This window comes from Vibrio sp. Y176, assembly GCF_033438945.1.
On sequence record NZ_JAWOQS010000003.1, the window covers coordinates 448,724 to 461,371 of the forward strand.

A 12,648-nucleotide genomic window follows, 5' to 3' on the forward strand; every position below is an offset into this window, starting at 1 on the left:
ATCACGCTGCGCCTTTTTCGAAAGGAACCACATTTTGTTCGCGGTACTTTTCTTCTAGTTCTTTCACAACATCAAGCGCGCTACGCACGCCATCTTCATGAAAACCGTTGTACCAATAAGCGCCGCAGAACCAGGTACTTTGTTTACCCTGTATCTCATTTTTGCGCTGCTGCGCTGCAATAGACTCAGTGGTGAATACTGGATGATGATAAGTGAACGAACGCAAGACTTTATTTGAGTTAATTTGCTCAGTACTATTCAACGTTACACAAAACGTGTGTTCTGATTGAATATGCTGAAGAATGTTCATGTTATAAGTGAGCGAAGGGAGGCGTTGCTGTTCCTCCTCACTGCCTTCCAATAGGTAGTTCCATGATGCCCATGCTGCCTTACGTTTTGGTAGTACGGCAGAGTCGGTATGAAGAACAACTTCATTTGCTTGGTATGTCATATCCCCCAAGATTTCCTGCTCAATTGGGCTGATATCCTCTAGCATTCTCATTGCTTGATCACTGTGACAAGCAAAGATAACGTCATCAAACCAATGCGTTTCTCCGCGAACTTGAACGCCAACCCCTTTTTCGTTGCGAACCACTTTTTCGACAGGACTATTAAGACGAATATTCTCGGCAAAGCCTTTGGTCAATGGTGGAATGTATGAACGTGAACCACCTTTAATCACATACCATTGTGGTCGGTTAGTCACATCTAGCAGACCGTGGTTGAGGAAGAAACGTAAGAAGAACATAAGAGGGAATGCGCGCATGTCAGCTAAAGTCGACGACCAAATCGCAGCACCCATCGGTAAAATGTAGTTATCGGTAAAGAAAGCACTGAATTTGTGTTCGTCAAGGAACTCACCTAACGTCTGAGAGTGCGTGGACTGCTCGCTAGCGAAGCGCTTGGCAAGTTTATTGAAACGAAGTATCTCGAAGATAAATCGATAAAATTTAGGGTTTGCCCAGTTACGTTTTTGAGCAAACAATGTCGACACTGTGTGGCCGTTGTACTCTAGTCCGTTCCCATCATTTCTGACACTGAAGCTCATTTGAGTCGGCAGACCTTCAACGCCAATCTCGCTCATCATTTTAATGAAATTAGGGTACGTACGGTCGTTATAGACGATGAACCCAGTATCTATCGCGTATTCTTTACCATCAAGGCTCACATCAACGGTTGCAGTATGGCCACCGATGTAATCGTTCGCTTCAAACAGCGTTACATCATGTTCTTTATGCAAGTAATAACCACAAGTAAGGCCAGAGATTCCCGTTCCCACAATCGCTATCTTCTTTCTTCCTGCTGTTTTCATTTTTATTCCTTCTTATGATACGAGTTTAGCAGTTAGGCGAGCTTGCCAACTGTATGGAAGTAACGAGATAAAACGTAAAATACTGGTAAATCTCGCCGGGAAATAGATATAGGTCTTGTTGGCGGCTAACTGCTTCCTGATAGAGTCCGACGCTTGCTGAGTAGAAATGATCATTGGCATTTCGAAGTCGTTTTTGTCAGTCAACGGCGTTTCAACAAAACCAGGAAACACCGTTACCACTTTGATCCCTTTCTTTTTCAAGTCGACGGCGAGCGTGCGTGCAAAATAACTGACTGCCGCTTTGGATGCGCCGTAAGCTTCTGCACGAGGCAGTGCCACTTCTGATGCGATAGAGCCAACAATAACAATGCGGTGCCCTCTCTCTAAATGCACTTGGCAGCCTTCAACGCAGTTGGCAACACCGACAACATTTACGTTCATCACACGCGCCATGAGTTTCGCGTCGACCACTCCCTCATCCATGTACTCACAATCGCCTGCGTTAAAAACCCATGTATTTGGCGTAAAGGGCAAATTAGAGAGCGCCTGCTGAGTTTCCTCATAATTTGTCACATCAAACTGCAATGTATGAATTTTGGAGGAAACTGCCTCCAGTTCTGCAAGAACATCTTGATTCCGACCACAAGCAATCACATTCCATTCTGAGTTCGCGTAATCTAGGGCAAGCTGTCTTCCTATTCCGGAGGTGGCGCCTGTGATTAAGATGGTGTTGTTCATTGTCCTAACCTCTGCTTGATGGTTTTAACGACTGAACCAAGTAACGGTAAATGCTCATAGAGCATCTCTCCGAGATCAAAATAGTCTCGGTGATAAATGACCTGACCTTCGCTAAATTTGAGGTGCGAAACACCATTGACGAGAATAGGCGCACCCTTCTGAAGTTTGGGATGCTGAAGGTCCATTGTCCAAGTTAGGAAGCCTGTATCTCCGACTTGTTGATGCTCATGGATTACAAAATCACAACTGATGACGTTGGCATATAATGAGGTGAAATAATCCGAAAGTGCTGGCCATCCTTCTAAACGATGCGCTGCGTCCTCAAATACTACATCTTGGTGATATATATCCTTAAGTAGATGTAAGTTCGCTTTGTTGAGCTTTTGATAGATATTGCCAACAGACTGTATGTCCATTTTTTACTCCTACACGCCCATTAAGTTGTACAAAATTATTATATGTACAAGATAGTTCATTCCACCAAAGTTGTACAAAAATAATTTTGTATAACTTTATTTCTGTAAGTAGTACGTGATGAAGTTCGCACGCGATCAATCGGCGAAAAAAAAGGCTTGGTCAAAACCAAGCCTTTTCAGCAGATTAACAATTATTTAAGTAGGAACAATTAGTATTGCTGGCCTCGCAACGCTGCAATACGTTTATCTAGCGGAGGGTGGCTCATTAGTAGCTCAGTCAGCGACTGCTTGCCGTTGATACCAAATGCCATCATGGTGCCATCCAGTTGAGATTCATGACTCACCTTCAAACGCTCTAGAGCCGCAATCATTTTTTCTTTGCCAACGAGGCGCGCTGCACCTGCGTCCGCGTGGAATTCGCGATGACGGCTGTACCACATAGTCAAGAAGCTAGCTAGGAAACCAAATACCAGTTCAAGCACCATGGATACGCCAAAGTAAACCATCATATTTGTACCTTGGCCTTCTTCATCATCGTTCGATGCCACGATATTGGCAATAAAGCGTGATAGGAAGATAACAAACGTGTTCACGACACCTTGCATCAACGTCATCGTGACCATATCACCATTTGCAATATGGCTCACTTCGTGTGCAAGTACTGCCTCTGCCTCATCACGAGTCATATTGTGTAAAAGACCAGTAGAAACTGCGACAAGAGAGTCATCTCGCTTTGCACCTGTCGCAAATGCATTGATATCTGGTGAATCATAAATAGCCACCGTTGGCATACCAATACCCACTTGTTGAGCTTGACGCCCCACAGTTTCGACTAACCAATGCTCCGTTTCGTTGCGCGGGCTTTCAATGACCATACCACCAACCGAGCGTAGTGCCATACCCTTTGACATCATCAACGAAATAAATGCGCCACCAAAACCAAATACAGCAGCCATTACAAGTAAACCTGACAGACTGCCTGGTTGCATTCCAGTTACAGCGTAAACAATATTCAGAACAACACTAAGCACTAGCACGACAGCTAGGTTAGTTGCTAGGAATAACATAATTCGCTTCATTACTTTTCTCCGAGGAAGCTTATCGTTTTTTTAAAACGGATTGTTATAAGGAACAAATGGTAATCGCTATAAAAGCCAATTCCGTTGATTTTCATGTTCCGTGCGTTATAGATATAGTCTATCCGCGATAAAAACAAGGTTAAGCAATAAATTGCAACATTTGTTTTCGAGACTGAAATATTTGATTCAAGCGATTTCAAAACATGCTTTGGTAGGAGCTGGAACCTCCGTTCATATACATTTATCAAAATGATGAAATAAGCTCTGACCTACCCATCATCTATTGATAGATGATCTTGGTGTTAAATCTATCACCTCTTAGCAACTTAGCTAGAAATTTTTTAATAGACCAAAAACAGTACGTTAGCTCTGCTATAGACTTTGGTCTTATTGTGCGGCTACATGGACATGCTAAATTCGAATGAGATGAACAAAACAGAGCCACTCTAAGTACATTGCAAAAAGTGCATTGGGTGAGCTCAAAAACTCCATGTATTGAGGGAAAAACCATGGTAGAAACTAACGACTATCAAATGGCTATTGATTTACTACGTTGTCACCTAGGCATCTCAGAGGACGAGGCAAAGCAACAACTTGGTATTTCAACCGATCATCATATGTCTCAGCGTGTTGCAGAAACACAACAAGCATTGATGGGGCTCAGCCAAGATAAGTAATCTGACTTTTTAGGTTACACCAACAAGAAAGGGCTGCATTGCGCAGCCCTTTGGGTTTTTTAGTCTTTTATCCTAAACACCATTAGTCAGTGTTTAGCAACGGCTCTACATTAATGTACTTGCCTAGCTCTTTGCGTTTAGCACTTGGAATATATGGAATTTCCCCAAGCTTAGGTGCATCGATACGTGCTTCTAGCATCTCGATAATGTCAGCGTAGTGCTCTGTGCCAGGGTTGACGCGGTTTGCCACCCAGCCAACAAGATTCAAACCATCCGCTTTAATACTCTCCGCTGTGAGTAAAGCGTGGCTCAAACAGCCTAATTTAATGCCAACCACCAGTACAACAGGTAACTGCTCTTCTTTTACCCATGTAGATAAACAGTCCGTATCGGATACTGGCACACGCCAGCCTCCAGCACCTTCAACGAGAACAACATCGGCTTGCTGCTTATGTTGAGCCAGTTTTTGACTCAGAACATCGTAACTTATTTCGACATGTTCATGCTTCGCTGCAATGTGGGGAGAAGCAGGCAACTCTAAAGCGTATGGGTTCACATCATCATAGGCCACATCGAGTGTTGCGGCGTCTTGTAAGTGTAAAGCATCAGAGTTACGCCATCCGGCTTCAGTCTTGTCACTCCCTGCTGCCACTGGCTTATAACCAATAGTGTTTAGTCCTTTTGCAGCGATCGCTTGCAAAATGGCTTTAGACGCTACCGTCTTTCCAACATCAGTATCCGTACCAGCAATAAAAAAAGCATCAATCATAGATGTATTACTCCAAAACAAACCTGATAACTTGCAGGTAGAAGACCTTGATCGTTTTTAAACGCTTGGTACGCATGCTCAACTTTTAACAAAGTCTCGCGACTAGTTAAACCGTGTGAGCGCCCGCTTACGTGATTTGCACCTATACCTTTTAGGTCACGCATAACTGAAAATGCAGAGTCATACCAAACTGTGATGGTGGTCAAGTCTAGTTGATGGCTGTCACATCGAGATTGCGCTAACGCAATTTTTACCTGATTGAGCGTTAGAAAGTTATTGACGTGTTGATATGCATCAATTTTTTCCCATGATGCACGCAGCTCATACAGTGATCCATCAACCAGTGTAGAGAACCACGCTTTCCCACCATTTTTTAGCACGCGGCGCACTTCTTTTAGTGGGTAACTTAAATCTGTACACCATTGCAGCGCTAAACTTGAAAACACGTAATCGAAGCTATCATCGTCAAATGGTAAGTTTTCAGCATCAGCAACTTGGTAATGCATTCGTACTGAACCACAACGCTGCTCTGCTTTATCTAACATGGCTTGAGAGATATCGCCGCAGACTACTTCCGCACCGCGTTGTTGAAGTAGTTGGGAGAAATAACCCGTGCCACAACCTAAATCCAATACACGTTTTCCCGTCAAGTTTTCAGGAAGTTTATCAAGCAGCTGATGCCCGACATCACGTTGAAAAGCCGCATGTTTATCGTATGTTTCTGCTGCTTTACCAAACGAAGAGGCAATCGCGTCTTTATCTTGATGGAAACTCTCTAACGCGAGCGTTTGCGCTAATGCGGTAGTTGCATTATCCATTACAGCGCTCCTAATGCTTGCTTCAATGCGATTGAAAGCGTTTTAACTTGTTCATTAGTGTGATTGGCAGTGAGTGTGATTCGAAGACGAGACGTTCCTTTAGGCACCGTCGGAGGGCGAATAGCAGTCACCCAAATACCGTTTTGGCGACAAGCACCTGCTACTCGCAAAGCCAATTCAGATTCACCAATCAAAAAGGGCTTAATCGAAGTTTGAGTCTCAACAAACCCCTCAAGGTCGCTAAGGCTATCTCGATACACTTCACTAAGCTCAGAGAGCTTTTCACGTCGCCAAGACTGCTCTTGAACCATCGAGACTGCGTGAGTCAACGCATACGCTTGTGCTGGCGGTATCGCCGTGGAATACACATGGTGACGAGCAAACTGAGTTAAAAAGTCCCCCGTTGCGTGGTCACATAAAATAGCCGCGCCAGACATACCAAACGCTTTACCGAAGGTAACGACCAATAACTCAGGCTTAACCGTTGCCAACTCACAAGAACCACCACCGGATTGACCGAGAACACCAATTCCATGAGCGTCATCGACAGCAAACCATGCATTGTGGCTATCAACGACAGCAGCGATATCAGCGAGTGGTGCACAGTCACCGTCCATGCTGAATACCCCTTCAGTCACAACTAGATGGTTGCCTTCGCTATTAATCAGCGACTTCAGGTGCTCGATGTCATTGTGCTTGAAACGCTTCATCTTAGCTGGTGACAACATCCCCGCTTCCATCAGTGAAGCATGATTCAAACGATCTTGGATCAATACGTCTGATTTTTCTAGTAGAGTAAACAGCAGCGCTTGGTTAGCACTGAATCCAGAACCAAACAGAATTGCTCTGTCGTAGCCCAACCATTCAGTTAGTGCGGCTTCTAAATTGCTGTGTGCTGCACTAAAGCCAGTGACCATTGGCGATGCTCCACTGCCACTGCCGTATACGCTTAAACCTTGCTGCCAAGCACGAACAAGCGCTTGGTCATTGGCCAATCCCAAATAATCATTACTTGAGAAATTAATGTAGCGTCGACCTTCGTGCTCCAAAACGGACTGGTTACCGGCAAACACCACATTCATCGAACGATTCAACCCTTGCGTTTTACGCTTAGTAAGGGCGGACTCGATACGAGATTTAAACGCTGGCATCGTAGAAAAGGTCGTCTTTTGTCGGACGGGCAGCAACGCGCTCTACGACGCGATCGAGTAACTCGTTTTCTTCGATTTCATCAGGCTTTTGAGACACCTCTTGGCTGTTAATGCCGAGCTTATTGAACAGCATCATGTCTTTGTCTTCAGAAGGGTTTGGCGTTGTCAGAAGCTTGCAGCCGTAGAAGACGGAGTTTGCACCCGCCATAAAACACAGCGCTTGCATTTGTTCGTTCATGTTTTCACGGCCAGCGGATAAACGAACGGCTGATTGAGGCATCATGATTCGTGCAATCGCAATCAGGCGAATGAAATCGAATGGCTCAACATCATCCACTTCTTCCAACGGTGTGCCCTTTACCTTCACGAGCATGTTGATTGGTACACTTTCAGGATGAACTGGCAAGTTAGCCAATTCAACCAACAAGCCCGCTCGGTCATTGGCACTTTCACCCATGCCGATGATGCCACCGGAACAGATCTTCATGCCAGCATCACGAACATGAGACAAAGTGTCTAAACGATCTTGGTAAGTACGTGTGGTAATGATGTTGCCGTAAAACTCAGGAGACGTGTCTAGGTTGTGGTTGTAGTAATCAAGACCTGCGGTTGCCAATTGCTTTGCTTGATCTGGCGTCAGCATACCTAATGTCATACACGTTTCTAAACCCATGCCCTTCACGCCTTTGATCATGTCGGTCAAATGCGGCATGTCACGCTCTTTTGGATTTTTCCATGCTGCGCCCATACAGAATCGAGTAGAACCAGCATTTTTGGCTTTTTGCGCAGCATCGAGTACGCGTTCTACTTCCATCAGACGCTCTTTCTCGATGTCTGTGGTGTAACGAGCACTCTGAGGACAGTACTTACAATCTTCTGGACAAGCACCTGTCTTAATCGACAGAAGCGTGCTTACTTGAACATGGTTGGTTTGTTGATATTGACGATGTACAAGCTGCGCTTCGAATAGGAGATCCATGAATGGTTTTTCCATGAGATCGCGCACTTCAGCATGCGTCCAGTTATGACGAACTTCCACGTGTATTCCTTTAGTCACTTTTGTTGTTGTGTTGACAGTCTACTGAGTCTCGATAAACTGTCAACACAACGCAAAAGAACAAAGTTTACATCTGTCTGTTTTTTAATCTCAATTATTATTGGAATCGCACATGGATCTCGCCTTCGACCGCCAGCATATCTGGCATCCTTACACTTCGACATTGACACCTCTGACCTGCTACCCAGTAGCATCGGCAAATGGTGTTCACATTAAATTGGAAGACGGTACTGAGCTGGTCGATGGCATGTCTTCTTGGTGGTCGACGATCCACGGCTACAACCATCCGCATTTAAATCAAGCCGCTCACCAGCAAATCGATCAGGTCTCTCACGTGATGTTTGGCGGGATTACCCACCAGCCAGCAATCAGTTTGTGTAAGAAGCTATTGTCCCTTGCACCAAATAACCTTGAACATGTATTCCTTGCCGATTCAGGCTCCGTTGCCGTAGAAGTCAGCTTAAAAATGGCACTGCAATATTGGCATGCAAAAGGCGAACGCCGACCGAAGTTTCTTACTTTGCGACACGGTTATCACGGCGATACGTTTGCGGCGATGTCGGTTACCGATCCTGACAACTCAATGCACTCTCTCTACAAAGGCTTTTTACCTGAACATATCTTTGCGGAGTCCCCAACTTGTGGTTATTGGGATGAATGGGATCCAGAAGATCTTACTGACTTCGAGCATAAGATTGATACGCACCATCAAGAACTTGCTGCGGTGATCCTAGAACCTATTGTTCAAGGCGCAGGCGGCATGCGCATCTACCATCCAGAATTTCTCAAAGGCGTGCGTAGGTTTTGCGACAAATACGGCTTGTTATTGATTGCAGATGAGATCGCTACCGGATTTGGTCGTACCGGTAAATTGTTTGCCTGCGAACATGCAGACATTCAACCAGACATTCTGTGTGTCGGGAAAGCACTCACTGGCGGCTACATGACCCTCTCTGCGACCCTGGCGAGCAAACACGTAGCAGACACCGTTTGTGGTGGTGATGCAGGCTGTTTTATGCACGGTCCAACCTTTATGGGGAATCCACTCGCCTGTGCTGTTGCCACCGCAAGTTTGGAATTGATTGAACAAGGTAACTGGCAGCAACAAACCCAACAAATTGAAACGCTGTTTTCTGAGTTACTACCAAAACTTGAAGAATACGAGTTGGTGAAGAACACCCGTTGGCTAGGTGCCATTGGCGTAGTGGAGACGTATCGCCCTGTGAATATGGAAACCATCCAAGCCTTGTTTGTTGAACACGGAGTTTGGATTCGTCCATTTGGTAAACTGATTTATATGATGCCGCCGTTCATCAGCAAGCCAGAAGATATTGAAAAGTTAGTGAATGCGATTGATGCTGCGTTACAACGTAAAGACTGCTTCGCTTCATAGTTCAATTCAATACGAAAACGGTTTGAGTATGAGACTCAAACCGTCTCGTTATTTATTAGAGCAGTAAAGCTATCGAAGTTGACTATCTTTACTCGCTCGTCGATTGAACAATGCTTGGCGTTGAGATACCAATTCGATTGTTGACTGACATTCGATACACAAACGAACGCCTTTCATTGCAAGACGACGCGCTTCTGGAATCTCATCACCACACTCATCGCAGTAATGGGCGCTCTCACCCTTTGTGATACTGCCACGAACACGGGAAATCTCGTCGTCTATTGTGTTTTGAATTTGTTGGCTGACGCTATCGTCATTTGCCCACCCTACGGCCATAAGCCCTCCTCGTTACTTGAATGAGAAAATCTACTTACCGTGGTAAGGTGGATGATTATATCGATTACAAATAACAAGATAATTAGGGTAAATAAGAAAACACTATTACGATCTGGTAATAATCACTCTGTAATCGATTATTCGGCACTCTCATGGAAAAGCAATGCAAGGTTACTCATACTCCCTTCCTCGCATTCAAAATACTGCGTTTGCTCAGGATCTATCAAAGTAACACTGAGTATCTTCTCTACCTCATCAAACTCCTCGCTAAAGTACTCACTGACTAATATGACGCGCTCACCAATACTAAATTCCAGTGACTTCTCATCTACCAACGCTCGATGATAATGTTTGACACGATAATCTTGAGGTTTAATCCACAGTAAAACTGGGGTTTGATTCACAATAGACTTATTAAAGATAAGCCCGCCTTTGCCTTGCTCTATCGAAATACTAAAGTTCATAGTTTGGTTTACTGAACATTCAAAGACTTTTCTGGGCGAGGTGCTAGCAACGGCAACCGTGCTCATCATGGCAACACTTAAGCCCCAAGTGGCCACAAATCGTTTCATTACCATTCAGCCAACACTTTAAATAGCGCTTGTTCAGACATACGGGTTAATACATATCCGTGTGAAGATGAATATGAGCCACTGAGTACACTATTCTCTTTCTCAATAACGATATCCTCGATGCCGTCAGCGTTGTAATCACCTTTTGCTACAATCGTAACGACTTGAAAGCCATCGGTCGCGTCGAAGTACTCTGCTCTCACTTCACTGGAGGCATGAGTTCTTTGGATGTGGTCTGCTTCATCCCACGTTAATAGTGCTTTTGCTTTCTCCGCACTTTCGTCAGAAATGACAAAAGCAAGTGCACTTGGGGCTAAGTTAGGAAAGTTATCGTCTAACTTAAATATCGATATAAATGAGCGCTTGGAAGCAGCTAGCTTTGCCATCTCACTCCATGTTTGACACTGAGTTAAATACGCTTTAAATGCGCCGTATTTCATAAGCTTTAGCCGCAGTAAAGCCCGCAGAGCTTGCATTAGCTAAGTCTTGGCAATTAGATACCAATTTTTCTTTGTCAGGCGCACGTCTCAATTCAAGTTCATAGCCCCAGTCGAATGAATTGCGCATATCTATATTTTCTTTGGAAGGTTTCGCTACCTCACGTGCGAAAAAGCGGTCTGTTCGCTCACTATCTAAGTATTGAGGCTGGATAAGTTCGCTTGCGACAACCCTACCGGAAACGAGCAAGGTAAACGCAAAAATAACACGTAATAAAAGATGATTTACTGGCATAACATTTCACAACAAAGACAAATGAGGACGTTAGCTTGTCACGTGAAAAACCGCTTAGAAAAATATCATTTATCTCGTACTGCCAAATTCTGGGCGAGTTCGTCACTAATACGTGTGCTAATTACATAACAACGTATTTTCACTCGACGCAGATAACAAAAAACCCAGCACTAAGGCTGGGTTTTGGTGTTCTAGTGGTTAATGAATTAACCGATGTGCGTTGCGCCCGCCATGTACTTCTGAAGTACTGTAGGGATTGCAATGCGGCCGTCTGCTTCTTGGTTGTTTTCAAGGATAGCAACCATTGTACGACCTACAGCAAGACCAGAACCGTTAAGCGTGTGTACAAGCTCAGGTTTCTTCTCGCCTTTACGACGGAAGCGCGCTTGCATACGACGAGCTTGGAAATCCCACATGTTTGAACATGAAGAGATTTCACGGTAAGTTTCTTGAGCAGGAACCCAAACTTCTAGGTCGTAAGTCTTACGAGCGCCAAAGCCCATGTCACCTGTACATAGAACCACTTTACGGTAAGGAAGCTCAAGAAGTTGTAGAACTTTCTCAGCATGACCTGTTAGCTCTTCTAGTGCGTTCATTGAATCTTCTGGCTTAGTGATTTGTACTAGCTCAACTTTGTCGAACTGGTGCATACGGATCAGACCACGAGTATCACGACCGTAAGAACCTGCTTCTGAGCGGAAACATGGCGTGTGCGCTGTCATCTTAATTGGTAGATCCGCTTCGTCAGAAATCGTGTCACGAACTAGGTTCGTTACAGGTACTTCTGCAGTAGGGATTAGAGACAGTTTACGTGGCTCTTCGTCGTTTACTTTTTCCGCTAAAGGCTCAGTGTGGAAAAGATCTTTACCGAACTTAGGAAGCTGACCAGTACCGAATAGGCTGTCAGAGTTTACTAGGTAAGGTACGTACATTTCTGTGTAGCCGTGCTCTTCAGTGTGAAGATCTAGCATAAACTGAGCGATTGCACGGTGTAGACGAGCGAATTGGCCTTTCATCACGATGAAACGTGCGCCAGTGATCTTAACTGCACTTGCGAAGTCTAGACCGTCGCCCATTTCGCCTAGGTCAACGTGATCTTTCAGTTCGAAGTCGTAAGACTTTGGCTCACCCCAACGAGAGATTTCAACGTTGTCGTTTTCATCTTTGCCATCTGGCACTTCGTCTGCTGGGATGTTTGGTACAGAAAGCGTGAATTCGTCTAGTTGAGCCATTACTTGCTCAAGTTCAACTTTCTTCGCATCAAGATCGCTACCTAGCGTACCGATTTGTTTCTTGATCTCTTCTGCGCCTTCTTTGTCGCCAGCCGCCATTTTTTGGCCGATTTGCTTGGAGATGGAGTTACGCGTGGATTGTAAATTTTCTACTTCTACTTGAATGGACTTACGTTGTTCTTCAAGTTTACGAATAGTATCTACGTCTAGCTTAAAGCCACGACGCGCCAGTTTAGCAGCTGTTTCATCCAGCTCTGTACGAAGTAATTTAGAATCCAGCATTGTTAATCCTATGCTTTTTGTTGTGAAATCACGCGCACTTTCCAAGCGTACGCGTTAAAAAAATTTACTGCACAAATGTATCCA

General features: G+C 44.6%; 15 protein-coding genes. 2 read left to right on the forward strand and 13 right to left on the reverse strand.

From position 1 onward, the window contains the following. Position 1: 1 nt before the first annotated feature. The 4 genes from R7O13_RS10365 to htpX form a co-directional block, all read right to left on the reverse strand. A complete protein-coding gene (locus R7O13_RS10365) occupies positions 2 to 1,312 on the reverse strand; it encodes an NAD(P)/FAD-dependent oxidoreductase (protein ID WP_053349496.1) in 1,311 nt (436 codons plus the stop codon). 12 nt (positions 1,313 to 1,324) lie between these two features. Further along, on the reverse strand, positions 1,325 to 2,050 hold the full coding sequence (locus tag R7O13_RS10370) for an SDR family oxidoreductase (protein ID WP_047100788.1): 726 nt from the start codon (positions 2,048 to 2,050) through the stop codon (positions 1,325 to 1,327). Next, positions 2,047 to 2,466, reverse strand: a complete 420-nt coding sequence (locus R7O13_RS10375) for a nuclear transport factor 2 family protein (protein ID WP_005378211.1) — start codon at positions 2,464 to 2,466, stop codon at positions 2,047 to 2,049. The genes R7O13_RS10370 and R7O13_RS10375 overlap by 4 nt, the downstream gene beginning before the upstream one ends. Before the next feature lie 209 nt (positions 2,467 to 2,675). Further along, positions 2,676 to 3,545 (reverse strand): protease HtpX, encoded by an 870-nt coding sequence (gene htpX, locus R7O13_RS10380; RefSeq protein WP_005388085.1) that lies wholly within the window; start codon positions 3,543 to 3,545, stop codon positions 2,676 to 2,678. A 473-nt stretch (positions 3,546 to 4,018) separates the two neighbouring features. Here htpX and R7O13_RS10385 point away from each other — a divergent pair, with 473 nt between their 5' ends. Then, complete coding sequence (locus R7O13_RS10385) at positions 4,019 to 4,222, forward strand: hypothetical protein (RefSeq protein ID WP_054575128.1); 204 nt, start codon at positions 4,019 to 4,021, stop codon at positions 4,220 to 4,222. A gap of 82 nt (positions 4,223 to 4,304) precedes the next feature. Here the strand turns inward: R7O13_RS10385 and bioD are convergent, their stop codons facing one another. From bioD to bioB, 4 genes are read right to left on the reverse strand one after another with little or no spacing between them, the layout of a single operon-like run. Then, entirely contained in the window at positions 4,305 to 4,991 is a 687-nt protein-coding gene (gene bioD, locus R7O13_RS10390; protein ID WP_005378217.1) for a dethiobiotin synthase, read from the reverse strand. Continuing rightward, positions 4,988 to 5,809 carry a malonyl-ACP O-methyltransferase BioC gene (bioC, locus tag R7O13_RS10395; protein WP_318303786.1) on the reverse strand — a complete coding sequence of 274 codons (822 nt, stop codon included), beginning with the start codon at positions 5,807 to 5,809 and terminating at the stop codon, positions 4,988 to 4,990. Before bioC ends, bioD begins: the two co-directional genes overlap by 4 nt. Then, positions 5,809 to 6,960, reverse strand: a complete 1,152-nt coding sequence (gene bioF / locus R7O13_RS10400) for an 8-amino-7-oxononanoate synthase (RefSeq protein WP_318303787.1) — start codon at positions 6,958 to 6,960, stop codon at positions 5,809 to 5,811. The genes bioC and bioF overlap by 1 nt, the downstream gene beginning before the upstream one ends. Further along, the gene (gene bioB, locus R7O13_RS10405; protein ID WP_005378222.1) at positions 6,947 to 7,999 is read right to left on the reverse strand and encodes a biotin synthase BioB; all 1,053 of its coding nucleotides are present in this window, start codon (positions 7,997 to 7,999) and stop codon (positions 6,947 to 6,949) included. The genes bioF and bioB overlap by 14 nt, the downstream gene beginning before the upstream one ends. 130 nt (positions 8,000 to 8,129) lie before the next feature. Between bioB and bioA the strand changes: the two genes are divergently transcribed. After that, entirely contained in the window at positions 8,130 to 9,410 is a 1,281-nt protein-coding gene (gene bioA, locus R7O13_RS10410) for an adenosylmethionine--8-amino-7-oxononanoate transaminase (RefSeq protein ID WP_171344574.1), read from the forward strand. Between the two features lie 69 nt (positions 9,411 to 9,479). On the opposite strand, the gene R7O13_RS10415 is transcribed toward bioA, so the two are convergent. From R7O13_RS10415 to serS, 5 genes are all read right to left on the reverse strand, one after another. After that, positions 9,480 to 9,746: a DksA/TraR family C4-type zinc finger protein gene (locus R7O13_RS10415; RefSeq protein WP_005437185.1), complete on the reverse strand. Its 267-nt coding sequence runs from the start codon at positions 9,744 to 9,746 to the stop codon at positions 9,480 to 9,482. A gap of 137 nt (positions 9,747 to 9,883) precedes the next feature. Continuing rightward, entirely contained in the window at positions 9,884 to 10,324 is a 441-nt protein-coding gene (locus R7O13_RS10420) for a hypothetical protein (protein WP_318303790.1), read from the reverse strand. After that, the gene (locus R7O13_RS10425; protein ID WP_318303791.1) at positions 10,318 to 10,704 is read right to left on the reverse strand and encodes a hypothetical protein; all 387 of its coding nucleotides are present in this window, start codon (positions 10,702 to 10,704) and stop codon (positions 10,318 to 10,320) included. The genes R7O13_RS10420 and R7O13_RS10425 overlap by 7 nt, the downstream gene beginning before the upstream one ends. A 34-nt stretch (positions 10,705 to 10,738) precedes the next feature. Continuing rightward, a complete protein-coding gene (locus R7O13_RS10430) occupies positions 10,739 to 11,050 on the reverse strand; it encodes a hypothetical protein (protein ID WP_318303792.1) in 312 nt (103 codons plus the stop codon). A gap of 206 nt (positions 11,051 to 11,256) precedes the next feature. Then, on the reverse strand, positions 11,257 to 12,564 hold the full coding sequence (gene serS / locus R7O13_RS10435; protein WP_005378225.1) for a serine--tRNA ligase: 1,308 nt from the start codon (positions 12,562 to 12,564) through the stop codon (positions 11,257 to 11,259). Positions 12,565 to 12,648: the final 84 nt, after the last annotated feature.